The sequence below is a fragment of the Tritonibacter multivorans genome (assembly GCF_001458415.1).
Lineage (GTDB): Bacteria > Pseudomonadota > Alphaproteobacteria > Rhodobacterales > Rhodobacteraceae > Epibacterium > Epibacterium multivorans.
In genome coordinates this window covers 29,913-55,584 of sequence record NZ_CYSD01000032.1, presented here as the reverse complement: position 1 = coordinate 55,584, position 25,672 = coordinate 29,913, and the positions used below count along the sequence as shown (strand labels likewise).

Genomic DNA, 25,672 nt, shown 5'->3' with positions numbered 1-25,672 from the left:
CAAAAACTCATCAAACAAGGGTCCGTGGGGTCTAGGAATATCCGTAGCTGTAGCCATAGCCATAGGCTTGCGGCTCTGACTTCGCATCCGTCATGGTCATAATGAGCCCCGTGGGGCGTTCGCCAACCTTCTCCAGAAGGGCCAGAGCCGTCGCGACGCTTTGTTTGGCCGTCTTGCGGTAGCGGACGTTCATCAGGATGTGATCCACTTCCTTGGCAATGGCGAGCCCGTCCGACAGAACCAAAAGCGGTGGCGCGTCGACAACGATGACGTCGAAATTCTTTGATAGCTCTGTGAGAAGGGCGCGGATTTCATCGCGGCTGGGCGGTGGCACCATATTGCCAGCGCCATTGCGATTGCCAATCACCCAGAAGTCGCCTTGCTGGGACGGGTAGGTGCAGGCGCTCGGGTCACCGCCTTTTTCCAGCCAGCTGGACAGATCCGGGCCCGTCCCCTGTGTCAGCGCGGGCATGGCCTCTGCGCAACGTGTGTCCAGATCAACAAGGACCGTGCGCTTGTCGAAGCTTGCATAGGTATAAGCCATTGCCATGGCTGTTGTGGTCTTGCCTTCGTCTGGAAGGGACGACATCACCACCATGGTGAGGGTGTCACCTGATTTGTTTTTTTGACCCAGGATCGCAGAAATTTGGCGCACCCGTTCCGCCAAAGGTGAAAAGCGGTCCATGTTCATTTTTGCGATCACAGCAAAGGGCTTCTTCATGCGGACATGAGGGATGCTGCCCAAAACAGGAAGTGCGAAGTGGTTTTCCAATTCATTGGCCTGAGTGAACCCTGCGCTGACAAATTCACGCAGAACAATGAAAATCAGGGTCGCAGACAACCCGAGCGCGGCCCCAAAGGCGGCCATCAGTTTCACTTTTGGCGACGATGGCACCAGTGAGATTTCTGCAGGATCAATCACCTTTGCCTCGGCGCGTTCAAACGTCACCTGAGCGCGGGCTTCTCCCAATCGGGCAAGAAGGTTTTCATAGCTGATCCGTGCCGCATCCGCTTTGCGTTCAAGCTGTCGAAAGCTGATATCGGTCAATTCCAGCTGCTCGAGCTTGTGATCCATAGCTGCGATTTCAACTTCGAGGTCTTTTTCGCGCAAATGCAGCACTTCAACTTCGCTCTGTAGTCCCGCTGAGTAGGACAAAACCGCATCGTCGATATTTGCGCGCAGGCGGGCCATCTCGACAGCCAGATTTCTGCGGTCCGGGTGGTCGGCGCTCAGGCTGGAGGACAGGCGCACATCTTCGCGCAAAAGCGCCTCCAACTCATTGTGCAATTGCTGCAGCAACGACGACCCCTGCTGCTGGGCGATAACCATGATTTCGTTTTCGTCTGCGAGGCTTGCAACGGTCTGCAACCAGGCCCGCTTGGTCACCTGATCCGCCCGGGTCTCGGCAATCTGGACTTTCATTTCATCAAGCTGTTGGCGCAGGACGTCCTTGGAATTCCAAGAGTCCGCAACTCGAAAATCGCGCACCGCCTCCTCTGCCCGTTCCAGTTCGCGTCCGCTTGCATCCACTTGAACCTGCAACCATCCGGTGACTTCTTCCATCGTTTTGCGGCGATTTTCGACCTGTTCCTGGATGTAGACGGCTGCAAGCGCATTTGCGAAGGTCGCTGACAGTTCGGGGTCTGCCGTCTCTTGGCGGAGGTTGATCGCATAGGATTCTCCGATGCGATGCACCGAGAGCCCCTTTCGAAGAACCCCTAGGATCCGTTTCTTCCTGCCATCCAAATCCGCGCTTTCGTCCCTTGGTTCAGCGATCGGTTCCGGTCCTGCGGTTGCGGCGGAGCCAAATAGTTGGGACAAGGCGCTGCTTGCGATGGATTGCAGTCGGTCCACAAGCCCAGGGGGTTGCAGGGCCGGGTCTATGGCATAATAGCGGCGCGCCAATTCCGGGTCGCCAAGCACCAGTTCCAAAGCCCGCATTTGCAAGCTTTGCCCTCTGAGGACAGCAACCTCACTGTCGACGATTGGACTGGTAAGCTTGAGGTGCTGAACCACTTGGGTTTGGTTTCCCAACGCGCGCTGTTCGCGCGGGTCCAGCATAAGCGTTGCGCTGGATTCGTATTGAGGTTCCTGAAGCGAAGCGATCCCTGCAAATGCGCCCGCAGCCGCTATGGCCACGAAAATCAGCAGCCAAATCCGTCGTCTGAGCCCACGCAGAACACGGTGAATATCGATATAGTCCACCGAGTCGCGCGCGCCGGAAGAGGAGGGCGCGTAGCCGGTTGTGGACCCCAACTGTTTGGACGTTAAATTATTCAAAACTAGGTCCTCCAAACGGGGGTGCCACTTAAAAGTGTTACAATTCAATACGTCCTATGAGGGTATTGAAGGGCGCGTCTAAAATTCACTCTTTGAAACTACTGCCATTTGACGATTCATTTCCATCGAAATCTCACTTTCGTTCGCAGGTGTGATCACTTTCTGTGCATCTTTGGCAGGGGCGACTTGGTCTGATGTGATCCCATAGGTTGGTGCCCGGCGTGATGGCGGCACATCTAGACGCAATCTTGGGTTTAGTTTTCGGATCTCGGGTCGGTATTGGTATTTTGCGACGGTTGGGGTGTTTTTGCGCCGACTTGGGTTAGATGTGAAACGTTAATAGTTTTGTGATGGCTACTGTTAAAGGACGCACGCTTAATGTTTCACCACAGGAATGTAGGCGCTTTATTTGTCTTGGGTACGCCGTGTGGGTGTAATTATGTCTTATAGTTCAGGATCTTGTTGTGTGTTTGTGTGTGTTTTCGCAGCGCGAGTGCGGCTTGGGAAGGTCCAAAAGCCGGTTTAAATTATCGTAAATTTGCCAAAATAAATTTTCATCTCATGGGAATCATCCTATTAATGATTTCACAGATATTGCTCAAACTTTAATCGTTGAATGTCGCGAAGTGCAACTAGAGGTGTGTGCAGGTAAAGATTGAATGTTGTTTGTAGCCAGTCTGTTGGGCCTCAATTGTGCCTAATCTCGGGTTAACTTCAGTCTTATTGCGGTACTTTTGCGATGCGTCGTGCGTGATAAAAGGTGAATTCATTATGGGATTTGACACTAATGTGAAAGCCGTCAATAGCGGCGCGTGTACCGACGAGCATGGGTTTGCCATGCCGGTTGGTGGGGTTCTAAAACGTGTGTTCGACATTGCGTTTTCCAGCTTTGCGTTGATTTCACTTTCTCCCCTTATGATTGTTATATGTTTTCTCTTGAAAATTGTGGGGCGTGGCCCGGTTTTCTTTGTGCATCAGCGAATTGGCCATGGAGAGAAACCATTTGGATGCATCAAGTTCAGAACCATGGTTGTGGATGCGGACAAGCGGCTTCAAGACCTGATCGCAAATGATCCGGAGGCCCGAGCAGAGTTCCTCAGAGATCGCAAATTGCGGAATGATCCGCGCATTGTCCCCGTGATCGGCACATTTTTGCGTTCAACAAGCCTCGATGAGTTGCCACAGTTCTTTAATGTGTTGCTCGGAGACATGAGTGTGGTCGGGCCACGTCCCGTGACGCGGGACGAATTCGAGGATTACGGCAGCGTTAAGCCGCGCTACGCGTCGGTCCGCCCTGGGATTACGGGTTTGTGGCAAGTGTCAGGTCGAAACAACATGAGCTTTGACGAGCGGGTGTCGATTGATCGTACTTACATCGACACATGGTCTTTTCCTCAAGATCTGAAAATCATCTTGAAGACGCTGAAAGTGGTCACCAAGCGAGAGGGCGCCTACTAAGGGCCAAATCGCGAAAGACTTTTTCGGTTTGTGTGTTCACCCGTTGGCTTGCCCTCATCGCTGTTGAGCGCGAGGGCGAGGTGGTAAATGGCCAGACCTGCTACAATCAGGAGCGGCGTTGCCAAAACCGCGACCAGCATCCACCAAGACAGTTCACCTGCTGCCAAATAGGTTGCCAGCGCAGCGAAGGCTGAAAGGGTTGGCAAGAGAGTTGGCAGATTGGGCATGTAAGGTCGCTATACTGATAAATTCCCTAATTATTTACACATATATCACGAGTCTTTCCAGATCGTTAATTTTTGCAGCGGCTTGTGCTGGTCTTGCCATTGGGGTGAACGCTTTTGCGATGGTCTGCGTGTCGTTGATTGTCCGGGCGTGGCGCAGGGCGCATGCCAAGGGCCGCGCGCTGGCTTTAGAACATTGCGGCTGGCAGCCATGTTGCCAAGGCGGGCCAGAACCATACCGCCAAGACGCCGATCGCCTGAAGGCCGATAAAGGGGGTCACGCCGCGATAGATGTGGCCGGTGGTGACCTCGGCCGGGGCTGCGCCGCGCAAGTAGAACAGCGAAAAGCCAAAGGGCGGGGTCAGAAAGGAGGTTTGCAGGTTGATCGCCAACAGGATGCCCAGCCAGATCGGGTCATGCCCCAGGAGGATCAGTGTTGGCGCGACCAGCGGCAGAACGATCACCGAAATCTCTACGAAATCGAGGAAGAAGCCCAACACAAAGACGATGAGCATGGTCACCAGCAGGGCGCCCGTGGCCCCGCCGGGCAGGTTCTCGAGCCAATGGGCGACGCGCTCCTCTCCGCCGAGGCCGATAAAGACCAGACTGAACATGCCTGCGGCCAGGATTGTTGCAAAGATCATGGCGGTCATGGTCAGCGTGGAGGTGGCGGCGTCGTGCAGGACCTTATGCGACAGCGCGCTGCGCAGCGCGGCGAGGATGCCGACCAGCCCCACAAGCGCCAGGCCGATGTAAACCGCACCCAGGATTTGAGCGCCAGCAGACAGGTCGTCACGCTGGAGACGCACGGGCGCGACCCCAGCCGCAACGGCCAGCACCAGCAAGGCAATGGCGGCCGCGCAGATCATGCCGGTATAGCGGCCGAGTTTGACACCGGTCATCAAAAGCGCCCCAATGGCGCCGACCGAGGCCGCCTCTGTCGGGGTGGCAAGACCGCCGAGGATGGAGCCAAGCACCGCAAAGATCAGCAAAACTGGCGGCGCGATGGCGCTGAGCACTTCTGTGAGTGAGGGCCTGCCGTCGCGTTGGTCTGCGGGGGGCATGTCCTGCGGACGCAGGACGCCGCGGGCCAGCACATAGGTCAGGTAAAGCGACACCAGAACCAAGCCGGGGATCAGCGCGGCGGCAAAGAACTGCCCGACCGAGAGCGCCTCGACGGAGAATTTGCCCTGTTCATATTGCGCCTGCTGGTAGGCGTTGGACATGACGTCGGCCAGGATAATCAGCAATGTGGACGGGGGGATGATCTGGCCCAGCGTGCCAGCGGTGCAGACAATCCCGGACGCAACTTTGGGATCATATCCGGCCCGCAGCATAGTTGGCAGGGCAATCATGCCCATTGCCACAACGGTTGCACCGACAATACCGGTGGAAGCCGCCAGCAAGGTGCCCACCAGGATCACAGCAATCCCAAGCCCGCCGCGCAACTGGCCGAAGGCCCGCGCCATGGTCACCAGCAGCTCTTCTGCGATACGGCTTTTCTCCAGCAGGGCCCCCATAAGGACAAAAAGCGGAATGGCGATCAGCACCTGGTTCGAGATCAGGCCAAACACCCGTTGGCCAAAGGCCCCAAGCAGCGAAATATCCATCGCGCCCATGGCCCAGCCGAAATAGGCAAACAGCACGGCGACGCCGGCGATGCTGAACGCCACGGGAAAGCCAGACAGGACCGCGGCAATCAGCGCGGCGAACATCAGCACATCCAGGTATTCGATCATGCCTCATCCTTGTGGGTGAAAAGCCGCAGCAGGCTCGCAAAAGACTGGAGCAGCAGGAGACTGCAAAATGCTGGGATAAGAGATTTCAGCAGGAAAACCGCTTCTATTCCGCCAACCGACATGGGACCTTCGAGGATCTTCCAGGAATTGCGCACTGATGGCCAGGACCACCACAGCAGCGCAAGCATCGACGGGAAGAGCAGGAACAAATGCCCAAAGATGTCGATCCGCCGCCGTATCTCGGGTTGGACCTTGGCATAGAAAATGTCGACACGGACATGTTTGTCGATCAGCAGGGTGTAGCCCGCAGCCAGCATGAACAGCCCCGCATGCAGGTAAAGGACGCTTTCCTGCACCCAGATGGAATTCACTCCAAAGACATAGCGGCCGATCACAATTGCAAATTGCACAAGCACCATTGCCACGACAAACCACCGCAGCACGTTGGCAACGCCGCGGTTAATGGCGTCAACGAAGTTCAAAATGTGAGTCATTGCCCGTTCTCGGCCTCCTGTCAGGCGCGCGAAAAGATCCGCGCGCCCAGTGAGGTTCAGTAGCCCAGAACCTGAGCCCGCGCGTTCATCTGACCATTGTCCGCATAGGTCATATAGCCCCCCACGCTGTCACGATAGGCGACGAAGCTTTCGGTGATCTGTTTGACCAGAGCATCTTCGTCATTGCGGAGGTCCTCGATCACCTCGGCGGCGGCTGCACCCATTGCATCGATGACCTCTTGCGGGAACATTCTGACCTGAACGCCGTCTTCTGCCACCAGTTTCTTCAATGAGGCGGCGTGTTTGGTGGTGTATTCCGTCCAAACCGGGTTGTAGAGGCTCTCACACGCCAAAGCCACTGCCTGTTTCAGATCATCGGGCAGGGCGTTGAACACATTGGCGTTGACGCCGCATTCTTCGGCCGAAGACGGCTCTCCGACGCCGGGCCAGTAGTAGTTCTTGGCCACTTGCTGGAGGCCAAGCGCACTGTCGGTCCAGGGGCCGATGAATTCGCCCGCATCCAGCGCGCCGGTTTGCAGCGCTTGGAACATGGCCGGGCCGCTCATGGCCTCGACCGCCATGCCCAGTTTGGAGCACATCTCGGAAGCCAGACCTGCGGTGCGGAATTTCAGCCCCTTCAGATCCTCGACCGAGTTGATTTCACTGCGGAACCAGCCGCCCCACTGCGGGCCAGAGTTGCCGCACAGGAAGGGCTTGATGCCAAAACGTCCGTACATTTCATCATACAGCGCCTGCCCCCCGCCATGGTACATCCAGCCGATCTGTTCGGCGGCCCCAAGGCCAAAGGGTTGCGAGCCAAACAACAAGATGCCTTTCGATTTCGAGCCCCAATAGGCGGGCACCGCATGGTAAAGCTCTGCGGTGCCTTCGCTCACCGCGTCAAATACGCCGCGACCGGGCACCAGTTCACCCGCCGCATAGAGTTTCACCTCAATGCGCCCCCCAGAAAGGGCGGTGATCCGGTCGGCCAGCATCTGTGCGGCAACACCGGGCCCCGGAAGATTTTTGGGCCAGGCGGTCACCAGTTTCCATTGCTGCACGTCCTGTGCAATTGCGGGTGTCGCAAGAGGTGTCGCAGCAGCGCCCAACACCCCGGCCTTCATGAAGTTACGTCTATCCATGCAGTCTCTCCCTTGCTGGATGCGGATGAGGGCTTTGACCCACGGCCAGCCCATGCGTCTTGTGCGCATTTGGCGCGTGGCGATGCCCCCATCGTTTTCAACGCGCATCGGAGTATCTTTGGGCCGGATGAAGCGTTGAAACCGCTTCCTGTTGTATGGCCATGACAGCCCGCAGAAAGGCCGCCTGAGCCCCCGTCACAAGGGGCTGAAATGGCAGCATGTGTCCGAGCGGATTGTTCTGATCACCCCTTTACGACTGATATAATGCTATTTTGTGCATACATAATCTGTCAACGCGCAAGAGTGGCAAAATGCACCCGGTCAGCTGACGCTGCGGGGCACGGCGGTCTGAGGGTTTGCGTAAGCTTATGAAATAAAGAGCAAATGGTGGTTCTGGGAAAAAGATCACTGGCCAAAAGGCGGCGTGGCGATGCGTAGAGATTAAGCAGATCTTGGGGGATACGGTCTGGAGGGGCTGCAAATATCCGCTAAGGACACAGAGCCAGCGAGGCAACCGGGCCGTCGCTGCCGCCGCAAATGCGCGCGTGGCCTCACCCGGGCAAACTGAGAACACTGGTTAGCGTGGCTGTGATGGCCAGAACCAGCAGAACAACCGCTGTTTCGATCTCGATGGACCGCGCCAGATGACCTGCGGCGCCCGTATCGCCCCCGAGCATAGCCGGTACAAAGCGGAGTTTGTTGGCGGCGGCCAGCCCCAGCAGCACCGCGACGAGGGCGACCTTGATCAGCAGGACAGCGCCATAGGTGGTTTGGATCAAACCTGCGAGGCTGCCGATCAGCATCCATCCCATCACCAGCCCTGCCATAAGCAGAGCTGGTACAGCAATCACGGCAATCTGACCAAAACGGTGCCCAAGATGGGCAGCTTCACCAAGGTGTTCCGGTTTGCGGGACAGATAATGCAGTGGCGGCAGAACACCGATCCAGAGGGCAATGCCGATGAGATGCAGCCACAAGAGAATGGACGCGCCGACCTGATCAAGACCACGTATATGACCGATCTGCGTAAACGACCCCAAGACAAGCAGGGCACCGGCCAGAACGATCCCCTGTGCTATCCATTGGGCGATCCCCTGGGCGATCCATTGGGCGGTGCTTTGGCCTTTGCGGGGGATGCAGAGGCCGGCCACAATCAGAGCCGCCCCCCACAGCCGCAGCGCAAGGGCCTCTCCGACAGGTGTTTGCCACAACAGGGCCAGCATTTCAGGGTCTGTCATCCCATCTGCCCCACCGGTCAGCGCCGCCCCGCGCAGCGCAAAGCCCAAAACCGAGGCCAACAGCGTCAGCACGGCCAAACCAAGCGTTTGCTTTTGAATGCGTTTGGCCAGAGGCGCAGTTGCGGCGGCAAACACAATCCGGACGATCACAAGGCCCGCCGTCCCAAACGCCGCAACATAAAGAACGAATTTTGCCAGTATCGCCGCCAGCCCCCAGATGTCGGGCATGTTCACTTGACCGTAAAGACGAGGTCGCCTCGCATGGCATGACCGTCTTTGGCCAACCCGCGCCATTCAATGTGATAGGTCCCCGGACCCATGTTGTGCAGCGGCAGCGAAAAACTGCGGGCAAAGCTGTTTTGGCCACCAAGATCGAGCGGCACCGCCGCTGCATCTGCGTGGGTCATGTCGACCCGCGTCAGGCGAATTTCATTGGTAAACGTGAAGCTGACCTCAGCTGGGGCTTCGGCGATCACGGCTTTCTGTGCGGGCACCGAACTGTCGACACGGGCATGCGCGAAGACACCAGATGAGACACCCGAGACAAGCGTTGCACAGACGGCGAGAAAGGCAATTTTTTCAAGGTCATGATCCCCCGCATCTTCGGTTTAGGTGTTGGCTGGAGCGACTATAATCAATCGTATCGACCATGTCCCTGCGAATGCACCGTCAAACAGAGCGCCCCTGAGGGCCTGCAGGCGCGATACCCGACACAAGTGTCGCTGTGGCTGTGCGTGACGCGTCTGAGGTGTTTACATCAAAAGGCGACTGGATCGGCGCTTTCCTGCGGGTTGGCGATCTGGGTTCTGGCCCCTTTATCTTTATATTGGCGACAGGGTCGGCCATGCGGCCGTGCGTTTAGAGCGCCAAGTAAAAGGCCCGGAAGATGAGAGCTTTGATACCATGAAAATTGCAGTAACCGGTGGCAGCGGCGGGGGTGGGCATGCGGTCATTCTGGACCTCATTGCCAATAATTATGCGTGCGTCAATTTGGATATTCGGGCACCAAAAGAAACGCTCTGCCCGTTTGTTGAGGTTGACCTAACCGACTACAGGGCCGTTTTTAAGGCGCTCGAAGGGATTGATGCGGTTGTGCATTTTGGCGGCAACCCAAACCCGGACAATGATCACTTTGGGGCCGCGGACCGGTTTGAGAACAACACCCTTGCGCTGTTTAATGTGTTCAACGCGGCGCAGGCGCGCGGGATCAAGCGGGTGGTCTGGGCGTCGTCCGAGACGATCTTTGGCTTTCCTTTTGAAACGAGCGCACCACAGTCCATCCCCCTGACCGAGGCCAGCATCAAACAGCCTCAGAACGGCTATGCACTGTCCAAGGTGATCTCTGAGGATCTCGCTGAACAGATGGCCGCGCTGTATGGGATGACTATTGTTGGGCTGCGTTTGTCCAATGTGCTTTATGATGACGAGACGGCGGAGGCCAGCTTTCAGAAAATTCCGGGATATTGGGCGGATACAGGCAGCCGCCGGTTCAATCTGTGGAGCTATATCGACAGCCGAGACGCGGCGCGGGTGGTGCGTTTGTCGCTGGAGGCGGATCTGGATGGCGCCGAGGTGTTTACCGTTGCTGCGCCCGACACGCTGATGTCACAGCCAAGCCGGGAGCTTCTTGCGACGCATTTCCCGACCGCAGAGATCGCGCCGGAGTTTGGCGGCCATGACTCCCCTTTGAGCAGTGAAAAAGCCAAGCGGTTGCTTGGGTTTGAAGCAGAGCACACCTGGCAGCGCGTTTTGGGTGTGACGCGGGATTGACAGCAAATCCTGTCGCAGGGACGCCGTTCAGGAGTTTTGCGGGTAGCTGATGACGGAAAGGTAGCGGGCCGGGAGTTTGACCAGATCTTCCGGCCCATGCGGCGCGTCGGCATCAAAGAACAGCGTGTCGCCGGGTCGGAGCGCATAGATCTCCGCGCCATGGCGGTAATTGACCTCGCCTTCCAACATTGACCTGAGCCCCGTTTTCTCCTCCGATTTTGGGTAGAGTTCTTCCTAACGAAGGAGACGAACAGAATGAAGAGATCACGTTTTAACGATGAGCAGATCATTGCGATCCTGAAGCAGCAGGAGAGCGGCGTGGCGACAGCAGATGTGTGCCGTGAGCATGGGATCAGCTCGGCGACATTCTACAAGTGGAAAGCGAAGTATGGTGGCCTCGCAGTGTCGGATGCCCGAAAGCTCAAGACGCTTGAGGACGAGAATGCGAAGCTGAAGAAGTTATTGGCGGAGCAAATGCTGGAATGAGCCATTGTGCGCCATTGGTTCGAGAACAATGATGAATGCGATGTTGAAGGATGTCGCCTCGCGAAAGTGGTGACGCCCGGCGCGAAGCGGGATGCTGTGGCGCACTTGCTGCCCCGAGAGGTAAGGGAGCAATGAGTAGGGATGACCTATGTAGTGGATCTGAAATCAATTTTTGACCCGAAGCCCTTCTTTCAGGGGTAGGTCGGCTTCGATTTGAGCCGTACGGCGTTGGTAGGAGATGTCCTGCGCCCGAAAACAGGCGCAGGAGGGTGGTTCAGAGATTGCCTGCGGCCATTTCGCCTGCGATGTGGTCGGCTTGGCGAATGGCCAGCGCGACAATGGTCAGAGTGGGGTTCTCTGCCGCACCGGTGGTGAACTGCGACCCATCCGAGATGAACAGGTTCGCAATGTCATGGGTCTGACCCCATTTGTTCACAACACCATCTTCGGGGTTTTCTGACATCCGGTTGGTGCCAAGGTTGTGGGTCGACGGATATGGCGGCGTTGGGAAGGTGCGCGTCGCCCCCACCGCGTCATAGATCGCCTGCCCCTGCGCATAAGCATGGTTGCGCATGGCAATGTCATTGGGATGATCATCAAAATGCACATTGGGCACCGGCAGGCCCCATTGGTCCTGAACATCCGTGTTGAGCGTGACACGGTTGGTTGCCTGCGGCATGTCTTCGCCCACCAGCCACATGCCGGCCATGTTCTCATATTGATCCAGCGCTGAGGTGAATTCGCGCCCCCAAGCGCCCGGATCCAGGAAGGCCGCCATGAAGGGCAGGCCAAGCGCCAGCGTCTCCATCTCGTAACCCCCGACGAAACCGCGCGACGGGTCGTGGCGGGATTCATCGGTGATAATTCCGGCCATCGTTGTGCCGCGCCAGAACTTCACCGGCTGGTCGAACACCGCATAGACCGATCCGGTCATGTGCCGCATGTAGTGACGTCCGACGTGATCGGCAGAGTTGGCAAGCCCATTCGGGAACATTGAGGACGCCGAGTTCAGCAGCAGACGCGGGCTTTCAAAGGAATTCCCCGCCAGACAGACCAGACGCGCTTTCTGCATCTGCAAATTGCCGTCCGCGTCAAAATATTCGACGCCCGTGACCTTGCCAGCATCATTGTGCAGGATCCGCGCCACATGGGCCTGCGGGCGCACCTCGAGATTGCCGGTTGCTTCGCCTTCGGGGATCTCGTGATAGCCCGCAGACCATTTCGCGCCCCATTTGCAGCCTTGGAAACAGAACCCCGTCTGCTGACAGGTGATCCGGTCGGAGCCCTCGTCCGAGGCGATCGCCATCCGGCCGGTGTGAACGTCGCTGTACCCCATCGCCTTCGCACCGGCTTCAAAGACGGAATAGTTGTTGTTGCCCGGCAGGCCTGGACGGCCATTGGTGCGGGTGACTTGCAGTTTGTCTTCGGCCTTTGCGTACCACGGTGCCATCTCAGCTGCGTCAATCGGCCAGTCCAGAAGGGTGGCGCCTTCCACCGCGCCATAGGTGCTGAGCGCCTTCCACTCATGGTCCTGAAAGCGCAGGGATGCGCCGGCCCAGTGCTGCGTGGTGCCACCGACAGATTTCACAATCCAGGCAGGCAGGCCGCTGAAATCCTTGGCCACACGCCAGTCGCCCGATGTGGTGCGGGCATCGAGCCAGGCCAGCTGGCCAAAGCTGTCCCATTCGTCATTGACAAAATCCTCGGGCAGATGCCGCCCGCCCGCTTCTAGCGCCACAACGCTGACGCCTTTCTTGGCAAGCTCGCTTGCCACAACGCCGCCGCCGGCGCCGGTTCCGATGACGACCACCACGGAGTCGTCGTTCAGGTCAAATGGTGCAGACATGACTTCGCTCCTTCAGATCCAGTTGATGTCGTTGAAACCGCGGTCGATGTAGCCGCCTTTGGAAAAGCTTTCGCCTTCGTAGCCAAAGATCGGCCAAACCGCTTTGTTGTTGTAAAGCCCAGTGACAAGACCGCCCCGGATCTGCTGGAAAAAGGGGTCGTCTTCCATGCCGCGCAGCACATCGACGCGGTCGCGTTCCCATCCCATGCCTAGATAACTGTCATGGCCTGCGGCCTGCGCCGCGGCATTGAGCTTGGCAATCCCGGCCTCGATCCCTTCGGCGGCCTCTGTGGTGTCATAGCCTTTGACAGCGGTCACATAATGTTCGTCGCCAATCTGGTCATGCGGGTAAATGTCCCGCGCCATTTGCACCAGCGTCGCCATGGTTTCCGGCTTTAGGGCCGTGGTTTCAATGGCCCATGCGGCGTCCGGTGCGGCCAGAAACCCGGTTCCGACCACGAATGTTGCGCTGGCGGCTGTGGCCCGCTGAAGCAACGCACGCCGCGACAGACCTTTTAATGTCTGTGTCATTCTTTCTCCTCCCTTAGTTACTTGAAACGTCCACCTCGTTCGAGCACCTCGATCTCATAACCATCTGGATCCGCGACAAAAAAGAACCGCGCGATCAGGTCACCATCTGGGGCAAACTCCACCAGTTTTCTGGGGTTTAGCCCTTCGGCTTCAAAACGGGCATGTTCTGCGGCCAGGTCCTCCACCGAGACCGCAAAATGTCCGTATCCTGTGCCGAGGTCGTAGGCCTCTGTGGTGCCTTTGTTGACCGTCAATTCCAGCTCAAATTCGGAGTCAGGATTGCTGAGGTAAATGAGCGAGAAATTTTCAAAATCGAGCCGGTCTGCGATGGTCAGGCCAAAGGCCGTCTCGTAGAACGCAAGCGATCGCGCCTCGTCCAGGACGCGGATCATTGAGTGAATTGCCTTTGCCACGCTATTCCTCCCAGAAAATCTTCGTTCTGGGTTCAGCTTAGGCCTTGGTTCTTTGGGCAAGGTAGTATGCCGATACTACGATGCGCCGTGGTTGGGATGCGCCGTGGTTGGGATGCGCCTGGGACGCGGGCGAAGGCCGCTATTCCGCAGCGATCGAGACAGAATCTTGATCCGCGGACCGCTCCATAAACTTCAGACAGGCACAGCGCAGGAGGGAGGTAAAGTTCTCGGGCTCCCCGTGCAGTTCCAGGACCTCTGCATGCAGGGTCGACAGAAACGAGGGCGTCGACACCCCATCGCGTTTTGCAATCTCGTCGATGATTTCCCAAAAGGCGTTTTCGAGGCGAATGCTGGTGCTTTGTCCGTTCAAGCGCAATCGGCGCGTTTTGCTTGCGTAGCGTTCCGGTTGTTGGCCTGCAAAAACTTGGCACATCTCAGCTTCTCCTGATTACCTCACACTCTTGATTAAAAGTAAGGCACAATGGGAACTCTGTCCAATCGGGCCGGATAGAACTTTGGAAAACGGGAAGGTATTTGGAGCGCCTGATCGGCAAAAGTTGCCATCTGGGGGAGATAAGCCACCGGATATACGTAATAATATGCGGCGTCCCCAGCAAAGACATCTTTGTACTGAGTATGGCGCGTCGTAAAAGTATCGCTGGTTGTCCAATTGTGAAACCGATGTACGGCGGGATGGGAAACCCGCGGCCTTCATGCCGCATGTTGGCACAGCCCTGTGGTTGCGCAGGGCCAGTCAGCGGTGAAACCGCAGTGCGGGGCAATGCGGTTTCGTGTTGGGCCTAACGGATCAGGCCGACGCGTTTACGGATGTCTGCGAAACTGTGGCGCAGGGTGAGCGCACCATCCACAAACACCGGTTTCAGCGCATCATGGCCGGGCGGAATATTGTCCTGCGGACGGACCACAAATCGGCCGCTGTCCGTTTCCATCACCCCCAGACGGCCCTTCTTGGACGTCTTGCTGCCCTGTGCGGTGACCGGGTCTTTGAAGACATCGCGCCATATGCCCCTGACGCAAATGGCCGAGGTTTTCATGGAATAGGAAAACGTGTCGCGATCCAGTTTCTGCAACAGGCCCGCGCCCATGCCAAAGGCGATGTTTCCAATCGCAAGACCCCGTTCGATCATGCGGTCCATGATTTCCACAATCGAGGTCTTGTTGACGCCGTCCCCTTGGATGACGCGCAGCTGATCCGGCAGAATGCGGAACCCTTTGGGCGTTTCAGAGTATCCGAACTTTTCCATCAGGGCCTCGATCACGGCGGGGACGATGTCCACGGGATCACCGCTGTCGGGGCGCACAACCAGCACACCATCGCGGGCCAGCACTGCATCCCGCAGCTCGGTGCCCCAATACTCCCGCACCGCGCGCATCAGGTCATAGCTGTCCGACACACAGGCAATGATCCCATTTGGGTTGTCCGCGAGGAACTGCCGCATAAAGGCCAGCTCCCCGGTTGGACCAAAAGAGGTCACGGTGCTGTGTTCAGTTGCCGGGATCGAAAACCCTGCCATCTCAGCACCATAGACATTCCGGGCCAGAACCAACGCGCCCATTGTGTCGGTGCCCATGGAATTCACCAAATGGGCCGCCCCGCCAAGGGCGGCACTCTGTGCGCTGGTGGCACCACGCGCCCCAAAGTCATGCAGTTTGAAAGCAAGCCCGTCATCGCTGCCGTCGGTTTCCATCAACCGCGACCGGATCTGGCGCATCACGTAGTTTGACAGGGTGGCAACCGTACTGGGATACCACACCGCCCGCAGAAGCCGCGTTTCCAGAAAACCCGGCAAGGCCCAGCATTTGGGGTCTGTGTTCACAATTCTGACCTGCGGCACTGAAACCGGGGCGATTGTACCTTCGGGCAGGGCGTCGATCTGCACCGGCAGGCGCCCGTCATGGGCGTCGATGATGTGTTGAAACATCTCTGTATAGAGCGACAGACCGTGGGCTTGGATAAACGGGGCCGCTTCATCCAGCATTGCTTGTGTGATGACCTGCCCCGAAAGCTGCATCAGCTCGGCCTGAAGGCCAAAGAACACCAGCTCGTCAATGACCCCATCCGCACGCCGTGGTTCGATATAGGCAAAGACCCGTTCGGTGCCTTTGGGAAACTGTTGGGGGTGGCTGTATTTATAGCTGTCCGTGTCGAGCAGGAAATTTCCTGCGTCGATCGCCTCGGCAAAATTGGATGTGTGCAACATCATGGTTCCAGTCCTCCTTGGATCGGATATGTAACGCCGCACCGGACCTCCCGGTGGGCTGGATCATGGCCCCTGCGGGCCACGATCATTCATGACCCGCGCGGGGCCAGTGAATTCAGTGCATACGGCTCATCAGAACCGAGGAATAGGCAAAGGGCACATTGGGAACCAAGGCCTGAATAATGTCGAAGTGATCTTCGAACATGACATCCGGGGTCAGCTGGTTGATCGGCATCCAGAAGGCGCGTTTGGCGTCATCGGACCCTTTGACCTTTTCCTGAGCCTTGCCGTCGATCAGTTCGAATTTGAACGCCTCTGTGCGCACCCATCCGCGTTCCGACCGCTCTGGGTGGTCAAACACCTGACGGGCCGCGATCCGGCCTTCCAGCAGCTTGCGTGGGATATTGAGGCGGGTTTCCTCAATCAATTCGCGAATGGCTGCGTCCCGTGCGGTTTCCTTCTGGAGGTGCCCACCCGGCAGGGCAAACAGCCCACGCCCCGGCGCATTGGCGCGTTCGACCAAAAGAATATGGCCGTTCTGGACCACCACCGCATCGGCACAGTCCGCGGGGATTTCATAGCCAAAGGCGGACACCGCCTTTTGGTAGTTTTCCCGGTAGGACTGATTATAGGCAGCTTCGGCCCGGATCTGCGCCACCGCGTCGGGGTGGCTGTCCATCCATGCGACAACCTGATCCGTTTCCACAGTGCCAAACACGTCCCGCAGCTTTGCCACAGGCGTTTTGTCGAGGAAGAACCCCGCCCGCATATCGGTTGCATTCAACACGGTGCCGGCATTGTGTTCGGCCTCTACGGCGGCGGCTTTGAATTCGGGGAACCAGCGCAGATAGCGGCTGCTTTCATCCTTGTCATGGCCAACAAGCACAATGTTTGCATCCGCGCGTGCAATGCCTTGTGTGCGCAAGTGCAGATCAATCGCCGTGCGCACATTTCCCGCCCAGGTCTTGTCGTCATAAAGCGTGTCGATCAGCGGCAAACAGGTGATCTGCGCCGTGCTGCCGGACGCTTTCATCGCATTGGCAATGAAATCTGCCCGCTCTGTCCATTTGAAAGCATTCTTTTCTGACCGCGGCCGGAAAGAGGACCCAATAAGGACGAGGGTTTGATCTGAGATGTGTGAAGCATGTTCGAACAGTTTCCGGTGGCCTTTGTGAAAAGGCTGAAACCGTCCAATGATCACTGAAAGCGTGACCTGTGACATAGCGCGACCTCCGCGATAGTAATATATGTGCAAGACTTCCTTGCACGCCGGATTTCTAGATCCGGGGCGGCTGTTTGTCAAATGGGTTGGGGCGATGCCCGCAGCCTGTCACGTATGGCGACCGCAGCAGTGTTTTACATTCCGGCCGCGACCCCCTAAGGGGAGACAGCTGAAGCGAACGCAGAAAGAGAGCCTCACGATGGACTACAAAAAATCGGGGAACGCGAAGGTCGGCAAGAACAAGCCGCGCCACAGTGAGCATAATGCAAAGGGTTCGGACAAAAGCCCGTTTGGTCAAAACGAGACCAAAGCGGAGTTGATTGCGCGGCTTAAGGCTGCGGCTGAAAAGAAGAAAAGCTGATGGGTTAGGGGGGGAACGCCAGCCCCCCGCTTGGCGCATTTGCGCAGGTTTGGTCAATGGCGACTGGTTTGGCCAAAGGCGATGGCGCGCTTTTGGCCGGTTGATGCACAGATGTGCTGAAGTGACATTTGCCCTTCCATGTCAAAGGGTTGAACACCCAGGACACTGTCCCCCATTTCGATGTTCCCAAAGTAAAGCACCAAGCGCCTTTTGACCGGACGCCACGGGGTGCCATCGGCGAAGGCGACTTCGGCCTGTTCCAGCAGGCGGGTGAAGCTTGGGAAATACAACAGCCCGACCGCATTGAAATCCGCGCCAACCGTCGTGGACAGTGCCACGTGATCTGCGCCGGTATGGCGTGTTTGTTTTTCGCTCTTCGCCAGCTGGCCTGCCTGGCGGGCAAAATCGTCTGGCGCAGGATCCAGTACAGGCACCAGATAGGGTGTGGCCCGGCTGACGCTGGCGTTCACATTGGCTTTCATATGGGCCACAAAAGTAGAAACCAACCGGACCTGCGCAACCTCGACCCCTTCCGCCAGAATGCGGTGGTTGGATTGAATGCGGCTGTGCCCCACGGACCACAGTGTGGACCGGATGTCGAGGTTTTGACCCAATCCAACCCGGTCAGGGTGGGATTGGGCGAACTCGGTTGCGCAGAACGCCGCATAGAGCTGCCGCCCCTGCCGGTCCCGAAACACGGTTGTGTTTTGGCCCACCGCCTCGGCAATCAGCTGCCAGTGCACATCGCCCAGATGCTTGAGCCACCAGTCTTCGGACAGGCCGCGTGGGGCCAGCTGGGCCATGCCGAGGGTCATCTGCCCCAAGCGTTCATGGGGCAGGCAGGCGGTGCGGGGCGCGATGTTCATGAGGCAACCTGCAGGGTGGATTTGGCTTTGGCGGCAATCTGCTGCACCAAATAGCGGGAGTCTTCGTCAATACCGAGAAACCGGCCAGAACCCCATGTGTTGAGCCAACCCAGCCCGATAAAATAGAACCCTTCCGTCTTGCAGACACCACGCCGGTAGACCGGGCGCCCCCGCGCATCAAACACATCAACGTCGATCCAGTGATAGTCAGGGCGAAATCCAATCGCCCAAAGAATGGACGTAATCCCTTCCTTCTTGCAGTCGATTTCCGTGATCTCCTGCTCTGGTCGCCAGACCTTTTCAAAGGCGGGCTCGGTCGGCGCGTCAATGTTGTTTTTGTCGATGTAGCTGTCGACCGCCTCCCGGATCCGGACATAGCTCTGGTCGGCGTCGTCAAGATTGGCCTCCAGATCTGGCAGAAACTGGATGCGGCTGCCGTCCATGCCGCTGACAGAGCCATAGAGCGACACCCCCTCCCGCGCGAATTTGCGCAGGTCGATTTCGTGCCCACCGTCGCGGCCGGTCATATAGTGATTGGTCTTGGAGACCGCATGTTCGGGGTTGGGGTGCTTGTCGATGGTCATGTGGTAATGTCCCATCTCGTACAGCCAGTCGGTCGCGTCCCGGCCGCGATACATGCGCGGCGATCGCGGCGCCGGGCCAACGGCCAGATGCACATCGCGCCCTTCAAGGTGCAGATCCTCCATCAGCTGCACGCCGGACTGGCCAGTCCCCACAACCAACGTGCCCCCTTCCGGCATTTGCGCAGGGCGGCGGTAATCGACCGAATGCATCTGCTGAATTGATGGATCAAGGGTCTTGGCATAGGGCGGCACAATCGGATTGTCATAGCCCCCGGTGGCAATCACCACCTGATCTGCCGAAAAATCGCCCTGACTGCTGTCCACAAAATAGCCACCACCGGGGCGCTGGGTGATCTTGGTGACCTCGCAATTCTCGATCACGGGCGGGTCAAAAGTTTCAGCAAAGGCGTCGAGGTAATCGGTGATCTCGTCCTTGACCATAAAGCCTTCGGGATCGGTGCCTTGATAGGGAAAGTCCGGCAGGCGGCATTGCCAGTTGGGGGTGACCAGACAGAAGGTGTCCCAGCGGTTGCTGCGCCAGGAATGGAACTTTTGGTGGCGTTCCAGAATGACGTGGTCCAGCCCTTCCCGGCACAGATAATAGCTTACGGACAGGCCAGCCTGCCCGCCGCCAACAATGACAACGGATTTATGTTCACGGTGGGTCATGAGGGGCTCCTTAGGAGATCGAAAGACAGGTCACGGTTTCGGTTGCCGTGAATGTGCTGGCTTTGCGTTCGATTGCAGAGAGTTGCGCGTCGGCGCTGGTGCAGCGGAAGCCGAATTTGGCTTCGACGCGCCGGCTGGCCTGTTCCAGTGCCTCGCGGCAGCGGTCGAGGAATTCCTCCAGCGGGTAGGTGGTGTCAGCCTTGAGAAACTCCAGCACTACGGTCGAGGGAGAGTAGCATTCGTCGATCTGGCCGTCGGGCCAGCGCAGGGTGAAACGGGTTTCAGGCATGGCTGGCCTCTTTTGCCGAAAGGTTCAGATAGGGGCTGCGTTGGTAATCCCAGAAGGCCGCGCGCCCATCGCGCGCCTGCAGGTCCACAGTGCTGCCGTCGCGCACATCACCGCAGGCCGCCGCGGCAATGCCGAATTTGGCAAACTCGGCGCAGATCGCAGGGGCATGGTCCGGGCGTGCCGACACCAGAAAGCCAAAGCTGGGAAAGGTCCGCAGCCAGCGTTCAATGTCGACACCAGCAGGGCGCGGCAACGCTTCGAGCTGGATGTCAATCGCAACGCCAGAGGCTTCGGCCAGCATCAGGGCGGTGCCGACAATGCCGCCCTGGCTGATGTCTTTGCCCGCTGTGACCAGCCCATCTTCGGCCAGAGTGGGCAGGATTTCCATTGTGGCACGCAGTTTTTCCGGCGGCGAAGTCAAGGCCGCGTTCCAATTATCAAAGGGTTCGCGGTAGCTGCCCTGTAGATCAATCGCGCAGATCAAAACGTCGCCGGGCGCGGCATCAAAGCTGGTGATCAGCTGCTGCGCATGGCCAAGGATGGACACAGACAGTTGCAGGTCATCGGTGTGCAGATTGGTGTGCCCGCCGACCACCGGAACCCCGTAAGCCTGCGAGGCCGCCTTCATACCCGCCAGAACCGGCTGGGCCTGTTCAGCGTTGGGGGCCCAGATGGCATTGGTGACAGCGCGCGGGCGCCCGCCCATCGACAGAATGTCCGAGATATTCACCATCACCCCGCACCAGCCGGCAAACCAAGGGTCGGTTTTGACAAAGGCGTTGATGAAACCTTCGCAGGCAAACAGATCAAACCCGTCAGCAGCGGGCAGCACGGCGCAATCGTCACCCGGAGTACCCGCACTGTCGGCGGTCAGGCCCAGCGTGTGCGTGCTTTGCGCAATGTCGAGCTTGCTGCGAATGGAGGGGTGATCCCGCAGGTCGCGTGCGATTTTTCGAATGGGCAGTGGCGGCTGTATCATACGGACCTCCGTTTCGGTGAAAGCGCTTTCCAGCCAGCGAATGGGTCGGGGATGGGCGGGTAAAAGGACAGATCCGCCTGCATTTCCATATGCAGGACCCCGTGCAATTCGACCTCGCGCAGGGGGTGCCATCGCAGGCGTTTGAACAGCGGCACGTTCTGGATCTGCACATGGGCCATAAATCGGTCGCAGCCGCGCCCGTGCGCGGTGCAGACCGCAAGGCGGATCAGCTCTGCGCCAAGCCGCCCCAAACGGCGGTGGCTTTGCGCAACCGCCAGCCGAGAGCCGCGCCAGATCCGAGGTGCCTCTTGATGAATGCGCACGGTGCCGACCACCTGATCGGCCTCTGCCGCAAAAGTGCTGATCGCGGCCAGCGGCATGGCAATGTCATCAATGTCGTCGCGGTCATCCCTGTCAAAGATGCCCTGTTCCTCGACAAAGACCTGATGCCGAAGGGCCCGGACACCAGCCAGTTCCCAAGGCTGCGCGGCTGCGCGAATGATGTAGTCGGGCGATAGAAAGGCCTGCGCGCGCTGGAAACTCATGACGCACGCAGCTTTTCATAGGTGGACAGGGCGGAACACGCCCCGCATTTGGCGCAGCCGGCCTTGGCACTTTCGGCACTCATCCCGGCGCGCAGGATCATCCCGGAGAGCGGCTTGAGAATGCCCGACATGAAGTCTGCCGTTGGGGCCGGGTGCCCTTCCATCGGGGTGCCAGAGACGGGTACGAACGGCACCACAAACGGGTAGACCCCGATTTTGCAAAGCTCTTGCGAGGTGGCGAGGATCGCCTCGGGCGTGTCGCCGAGACCGGCAAGAATATAGGTTGAAACCTGACCCCGGCCAAAGACCCGCACGGCTGCTTTGAAACTGTCGAAATACTTCTCAAGGCTCACCTGTGCCTTGCCGGGCATGACGCGGGCGCGGACCTCGGGGGTGACGGCCTCGAGATGCATGCCGAGGTTATCAATCCCGGCCTCAAACATCCGCGCGTGCCAGATGTCATCTTCGGGCGGTTCACATTGGCCCTGAATGGGGAGGTCCACAGCAGCCTTGATCGCCTGCGCACTGTCGACCATCACCTGCGCGCCGCGGTCTGCGCCCCTGGGCGTGCCGGTGGTCATGACCATATGTTTGACCCCGTCCAGGTCGACGGCGGCCTTGGCGACCTCGGCCAGTTGGGCCGGGGTTTTATGCGCAATCGTGCGCCCCGCAGCCAGGGATTGCCCGATAGAGCAGAACTGGCAGGTTTTCTTGCGGCTGGCATAGCGGATGCAGTCCTGCAGCACCGTGGTGGCCAGAACATCCTTGGAATGCAGCGTTGCGATCTTGCTGTACGCAATCCCATCCGCGGTTTTCAGATCGTAGAACTTGGGACGGGAGGGGAACTTTACCTCGCCCAGAGAAACGCCCGCCTTGGTCACCTCTGCGATGCCCTCGGCGTTCGGGGCCTGCACCACATAGGGGCTGTCGAAGGCCGGGGCCGTGTGGACCGGGATCATGACCGTCGTGTCGCCAATGGTGACGGCCTTGTGGTCGGTCGGGCCAGCGCCACCACGGCGGCTTTGCAGACCGACAGAGGGGTCGATCATCCGCATGCCGTGGGTTTGCAGTTCGTTGATCAGCGCAGCGTCAGACATCTTCGGCCTCCTGTTCTTGCGATGTGGTCAGATCCTGTTCCTCTTCGATGCGCCGCACCGGCTGGGTCGGGCGGGCGTCATGGACCAGATGCAGCAGCTCGGGCCGCGCATAGTGGCCGACGCTGTCCATCATCCGTTTGCGTTTGGTGACAAGGGCCATGTCGAGATCCGCGATCAGGATGCCTTCGCCTGCGGTCAGCGGCGGCACCACATGGCGGCCTTCGGGCGAAATAATGCAGGTCATGCAGCCATCGCGCAGACCCTTTTGCAACTTCGGGTCTTCGGTCACAGAGCTGATCTGGTCTTCGGTCAGCCAACCAGTGGAATTGACCACAAAGGCCCCGGCTTCCAGCGCGTGATGGCGCATGGTGACTTCGATCTGTTCGGCAAACACCGGCCCCACAAGGCTGCCGGGGAAATGGCCGACATGGATTTCTTCGTGCTGGGACATCAGCGCATAGCGCGCCAGCGGGTTGTAATGCTCCCAGCAGGCCAGCGCGCCAACCCGGCCAACTTTGGTCTCGACCACGCGCAGCCCTGCGCCATCGCCTTGGCCCCAGACCATGCGTTCGTGATAGGTCGGGGTAATTTTGCGCCGCTTCAGCGCCAGAGTGCCGTCAGCGTCAAAAATCAGCTGCGTGTTGAACAGCGACCCCTTGTCGCGTTCATTCACGCCCAGCACCACCACCACGCCACGCTTGCGGGCCGCATCGGCTACGGCCTGAGTTTCAGGCGATGGCACCACAACGGCCTCCTCATAAAGGCGCAGATGTTCAGGCCCCTGTTGGATCGGCGGCAATACAAAGGAGAAATACGGGTAGTAGGGGACAAAGGTCTCCGGGAAAACGATCAGCTCTGCGCCTTTTTCGGCGGCTTCGGCGATTGCGTTCAGAACCCGTTCGATGGTGCCCGCGCGGCCTGTTAAATCTGGTGCAATCTGGACTGCGGCGGCTCGGATGGTGCGATTGGCCATGCGAAACTCCTTTGCAAGGGGGAGGCGGCGCCGTTGCCGCCTCTGGCTTTTGGGGAATAAAAGGAACCGCCGGGACAGCAACATTGCCGCCCCGGTGGGGCTGGAGTTACAGCGTCCAGGTGTCGACGATCACCGCATTGTCGCGCACGTGCAGCAGCTTCAGGTCCAGAACGTCCTGCGGGGCGATCGGTGTGATGCCCGGCAGCAGCGAAGGTTCGCCGTGGCCCATCAGCATTTGCAGGGCAAAGCGGCAGGCATAGACCTTGCCGCCTTCCTTCATGAACTTTGTCAGATTGGCGGCATAGTTCTGCGCGCCCGGGAACGCTTCGTCGCCCAGCGTCGGGAAGCCCCGCTGCACCCCCAGAGACACGCCGGGTCCATAAAGCAGCACAGAGGTTTCAAAGCCTTTGCGCTGCAGGCGGATGGCTTGGAGGATATTCACCAGCCCGATAGAGCCTTCAAAGGCAACTGTATGGAAGGTCACGAGGGCTTTCTGACCCTCTTCGGCTTGCACGTCTTCAAAGACTTTTTCCTCGTAGTTGACGAAGAAATCACCGTCTTTGTGGGCGGGGGTTGTCACGTCTGGCATTGCGCTCTCCTGTCGTTTGCGTTGGTGCTACCCATTGCTAGACGCGCGGCCGCCGTGACCTCCATTGATGCATACAATATTGCAATCAATATAATTGTATTGATTGTATGAATGTGCCTGCATTCTGAGCAAAAGCGGACTGAATCAGGGAAAATCGGGATATTCCTCGATATTTTACGAGAATTTCGTCGACGAGAGCTGCGCGTTATTGTCTGTATATCATGCATACAATTATGCAATGACCTCCAACCGCAAGACGGGGATTCGATGGAAAACTGGCCTCAGAGAATCGAACAGTCGCGAAAACCCAGATATCTGGCGATTGCGGATTGCATCGCACAGGACATGAAAGACCGTGTTCTGTTACCGGGGGACCAGCTGCCCCCGCAGCGGAAACTGGCGGATATGATCGGGGTCGATTTCACCACCGTTTCGCGTGGGTATAATGAGGCGCTTAGCCGTGGTCTGATCGAAACCCATGTGGGACGCGGTACTTTTATCCTGCCACAGCAGAGCTTCAGCGACACCAGCGATCAGCGCCGGGCGATGGCCCATGACCTGACCATGAATGCCCCCCCCGAGCCCACAGATCCCGAACTCTTGGAACGGATGCGCGCGGGTCTGTCGGCGGTGTCGAATGATTTGGTGCATTTGCTGCGCTATCAAAACCCAATCGGCGGCGAGATTGACAAAGAAGCGGCGTCCATCTGGTTGTCGATGCGGGGGCTTGTCCCCAATCTGGACCGGATCGCCGTCACGCCCGGAGCCCATGCAACAATGCTGGCAATTCTGACGGTTCTGGCGCGGCCCGGCGACTGTATTCTGTGCGAAGACATCACCTATGCCGGCTTCAAGAAAATCGCCGCGCAACTTGGGCTCCGGCTGGTCGGTCTGCCAATGGATGAAAACGGCATTCTGCCGGATGCGCTGGAGGCCGCTATTCAGGCTCATCAGCCCAAAGCGCTCTACCTCAATCCAACCCTGCACAACCCGACCACAATGATTGTCCCGCAAGACCGTCGGCTGGACATCACCACGGTGATGAAACGTCACGACCTGCCGTTGATCGAAGATGATGCCTATGGGTTTGTCCTGCCGGACGCGCCGCCGCCGATGGCCGCATATGCGCCGGATCTGACCTGGTACATCGGGGGTCTGGCCAAATGTATTGGGGCCGGGTTGCGGTTGGCCTATGCGATTGCGCCCAATGCGCGCGCGGGTTTTGCGATGGAAAACGGCATTCGCGCGGTGTCTGTTATGGCCTCGCCGGTCTCAATGGCGCTGGCGACGCGCTGGGTTCTGGATGGAACCGCTGATCAGATCCGCCGCTTCATCCGCAATGAAACCGCGCTGCGTCAGCAGATTGCCCGCGAAACGGTCACCGAAGCAGAGTTCATTTCCAATCCGCATGCGTTCAACATTTGGCTGCGCCTGCCCGAGAATGTGACCTGCGGCACCTTGATGGCGAATATGGCCAATCAGGAAATCGGCATTTCGCCAGAAAGCGCGTTCCGCACATCAGGGCAGCAGGACCGTTTTGTTCGGATTTGCCTTGGCGGGCGGCTTCTGCGCGAAAACCTGCCGCAAACCCTGACCCATCTGAACAATCAGATCTGGCAATTGTCCAAAGCCTGACAGGCCCCTGTCACCATAT

Annotated in this window: 24 protein-coding genes and 2 pseudogenes; 5 read left to right on the top strand and 21 right to left on the bottom strand. The window is 58.3% G+C overall.

Features of this window, described 5'->3' with window-relative positions:
- Window positions 1-31 precede the first annotated feature (31 nt).
- Window positions 32-2,257 (bottom strand): GumC family protein, encoded by a 2,226-nt coding sequence (locus tag TRM7557_RS09985; protein WP_058290080.1) that lies wholly within the window; start codon window positions 2,255-2,257, stop codon window positions 32-34.
- 795 nt (window positions 2,258-3,052) lie between these two features.
- Between TRM7557_RS09985 and TRM7557_RS09980 the strand changes: the two genes are divergently transcribed.
- A complete protein-coding gene (locus tag TRM7557_RS09980) occupies window positions 3,053-3,739 on the top strand; it encodes a sugar transferase (protein ID WP_235811454.1) in 687 nt (228 codons plus the stop codon).
- Window positions 3,740-4,151: 412 nt separating this feature from the next.
- Here the strand turns inward: TRM7557_RS09980 and TRM7557_RS09970 are convergent, their stop codons facing one another.
- The 5 genes from TRM7557_RS09970 to TRM7557_RS09950 form a co-directional block, all read right to left on the bottom strand.
- Entirely contained in the window at window positions 4,152-5,702 is a 1,551-nt protein-coding gene (locus tag TRM7557_RS09970) for a TRAP transporter large permease (protein ID WP_207382652.1), read from the bottom strand.
- On the bottom strand, window positions 5,699-6,196 hold the full coding sequence (locus TRM7557_RS09965; RefSeq protein ID WP_058290078.1) for a TRAP transporter small permease subunit: 498 nt from the start codon (window positions 6,194-6,196) through the stop codon (window positions 5,699-5,701). Before TRM7557_RS09965 ends, TRM7557_RS09970 begins: the two co-directional genes overlap by 4 nt.
- A gap of 56 nt (window positions 6,197-6,252) precedes the next feature.
- A complete protein-coding gene (locus TRM7557_RS09960; protein ID WP_058290103.1) occupies window positions 6,253-7,338 on the bottom strand; it encodes a TRAP transporter substrate-binding protein in 1,086 nt (361 codons plus the stop codon).
- 551 nt (window positions 7,339-7,889) lie between these two features.
- Entirely contained in the window at window positions 7,890-8,804 is a 915-nt protein-coding gene (locus TRM7557_RS09955; RefSeq protein WP_058290077.1) for a CopD family protein, read from the bottom strand.
- Window positions 8,805-8,806: 2 nt separating this feature from the next.
- Window positions 8,807-9,151 carry a copper resistance CopC family protein gene (locus TRM7557_RS09950; RefSeq protein ID WP_058290076.1) on the bottom strand — a complete coding sequence of 115 codons (345 nt, stop codon included), beginning with the start codon at window positions 9,149-9,151 and terminating at the stop codon, window positions 8,807-8,809.
- A 328-nt stretch (window positions 9,152-9,479) separates the two neighbouring features.
- On the opposite strand from TRM7557_RS09950, the gene TRM7557_RS09945 reads away from it, so the two are divergent.
- A complete protein-coding gene (locus tag TRM7557_RS09945) occupies window positions 9,480-10,346 on the top strand; it encodes an NAD-dependent epimerase/dehydratase family protein (RefSeq protein WP_058290075.1) in 867 nt (288 codons plus the stop codon).
- 27 nt (window positions 10,347-10,373) lie between these two features.
- Here TRM7557_RS09945 and TRM7557_RS19610 read toward each other — a convergent pair.
- Window positions 10,374-10,535, bottom strand: a pseudogene (locus TRM7557_RS19610) (cupin domain-containing protein); the annotation flags it as partial.
- Window positions 10,536-10,601: 66 nt separating this feature from the next.
- Between TRM7557_RS19610 and TRM7557_RS09940 the strand changes: the two are divergent.
- A pseudogene (locus TRM7557_RS09940) lies at window positions 10,602-10,829 on the top strand (transposase); the annotation flags it as partial.
- Between the two features lie 277 nt (window positions 10,830-11,106).
- Here TRM7557_RS09940 and TRM7557_RS09935 read toward each other — a convergent pair.
- The 6 genes from TRM7557_RS09935 to TRM7557_RS09910 form a co-directional block, all read right to left on the bottom strand.
- Window positions 11,107-12,678: a GMC family oxidoreductase gene (locus TRM7557_RS09935; protein WP_058290073.1), complete on the bottom strand. Its 1,572-nt coding sequence runs from the start codon at window positions 12,676-12,678 to the stop codon at window positions 11,107-11,109.
- Between the two features lie 12 nt (window positions 12,679-12,690).
- Window positions 12,691-13,209, bottom strand: a complete 519-nt coding sequence (locus tag TRM7557_RS09930) for a twin-arginine translocation pathway signal (protein ID WP_058290072.1) — start codon at window positions 13,207-13,209, stop codon at window positions 12,691-12,693.
- Window positions 13,210-13,226: 17 nt separating this feature from the next.
- Window positions 13,227-13,622, bottom strand: a complete 396-nt coding sequence (locus TRM7557_RS09925; RefSeq protein ID WP_058290071.1) for a VOC family protein — start codon at window positions 13,620-13,622, stop codon at window positions 13,227-13,229.
- Window positions 13,623-13,761: 139 nt separating this feature from the next.
- Entirely contained in the window at window positions 13,762-14,055 is a 294-nt protein-coding gene (locus TRM7557_RS09920) for a ribbon-helix-helix domain-containing protein (protein WP_058290070.1), read from the bottom strand.
- A gap of 367 nt (window positions 14,056-14,422) precedes the next feature.
- Window positions 14,423-15,847, bottom strand: coding sequence for a nicotinate phosphoribosyltransferase (locus tag TRM7557_RS09915; RefSeq protein ID WP_058290069.1), 1,425 nt, complete (start codon window positions 15,845-15,847; stop codon window positions 14,423-14,425).
- 112 nt (window positions 15,848-15,959) lie between these two features.
- Window positions 15,960-17,066, bottom strand: coding sequence for an NUDIX domain-containing protein (locus TRM7557_RS09910; protein WP_058290068.1), 1,107 nt, complete (start codon window positions 17,064-17,066; stop codon window positions 15,960-15,962).
- Window positions 17,067-17,265: 199 nt separating this feature from the next.
- On the opposite strand from TRM7557_RS09910, the gene TRM7557_RS20035 reads away from it, so the two are divergent.
- Entirely contained in the window at window positions 17,266-17,427 is a 162-nt protein-coding gene (locus tag TRM7557_RS20035) for a hypothetical protein (RefSeq protein ID WP_058290067.1), read from the top strand.
- A 53-nt stretch (window positions 17,428-17,480) separates the two neighbouring features.
- Here the strand turns inward: TRM7557_RS20035 and TRM7557_RS09900 are convergent, their stop codons facing one another.
- From TRM7557_RS09900 to TRM7557_RS09865, 8 genes are all read right to left on the bottom strand, one after another.
- On the bottom strand, window positions 17,481-18,293 hold the full coding sequence (locus tag TRM7557_RS09900; RefSeq protein ID WP_058290066.1) for a Pnap_2097 family protein: 813 nt from the start codon (window positions 18,291-18,293) through the stop codon (window positions 17,481-17,483).
- Window positions 18,290-19,546, bottom strand: coding sequence for an MSMEG_0569 family flavin-dependent oxidoreductase (locus tag TRM7557_RS09895; protein ID WP_058290065.1), 1,257 nt, complete (start codon window positions 19,544-19,546; stop codon window positions 18,290-18,292). Before TRM7557_RS09895 ends, TRM7557_RS09900 begins: the two co-directional genes overlap by 4 nt.
- Window positions 19,547-19,556: 10 nt before the next feature.
- Complete coding sequence (locus TRM7557_RS09890; protein ID WP_058290064.1) at window positions 19,557-19,835, bottom strand: MSMEG_0570 family nitrogen starvation response protein; 279 nt, start codon at window positions 19,833-19,835, stop codon at window positions 19,557-19,559.
- Window positions 19,828-20,814, bottom strand: a complete 987-nt coding sequence (locus TRM7557_RS09885) for a sll0787 family AIR synthase-like protein (protein ID WP_058290063.1) — start codon at window positions 20,812-20,814, stop codon at window positions 19,828-19,830. The genes TRM7557_RS09890 and TRM7557_RS09885 overlap by 8 nt, the downstream gene beginning before the upstream one ends.
- Window positions 20,811-21,359, bottom strand: a complete 549-nt coding sequence (locus TRM7557_RS09880; protein WP_058290062.1) for an MSMEG_0567/Sll0786 family nitrogen starvation N-acetyltransferase — start codon at window positions 21,357-21,359, stop codon at window positions 20,811-20,813. Before TRM7557_RS09880 ends, TRM7557_RS09885 begins: the two co-directional genes overlap by 4 nt.
- On the bottom strand, window positions 21,356-22,456 hold the full coding sequence (locus tag TRM7557_RS09875; protein ID WP_058290061.1) for an MSMEG_0568 family radical SAM protein: 1,101 nt from the start codon (window positions 22,454-22,456) through the stop codon (window positions 21,356-21,358). Before TRM7557_RS09875 ends, TRM7557_RS09880 begins: the two co-directional genes overlap by 4 nt.
- Window positions 22,449-23,429, bottom strand: coding sequence for a Nit6803 family nitrilase (locus TRM7557_RS09870; RefSeq protein WP_058290060.1), 981 nt, complete (start codon window positions 23,427-23,429; stop codon window positions 22,449-22,451). Before TRM7557_RS09870 ends, TRM7557_RS09875 begins: the two co-directional genes overlap by 8 nt.
- Window positions 23,430-23,535: 106 nt before the next feature.
- Entirely contained in the window at window positions 23,536-24,018 is a 483-nt protein-coding gene (locus TRM7557_RS09865) for an MSMEG_0572/Sll0783 family nitrogen starvation response protein (protein ID WP_058290059.1), read from the bottom strand.
- Between the two features lie 267 nt (window positions 24,019-24,285).
- On the opposite strand from TRM7557_RS09865, the gene TRM7557_RS09860 reads away from it, so the two are divergent.
- Window positions 24,286-25,653, top strand: a complete 1,368-nt coding sequence (locus TRM7557_RS09860; RefSeq protein ID WP_058290058.1) for an aminotransferase-like domain-containing protein — start codon at window positions 24,286-24,288, stop codon at window positions 25,651-25,653.
- Window positions 25,654-25,672 lie beyond the last annotated feature (19 nt).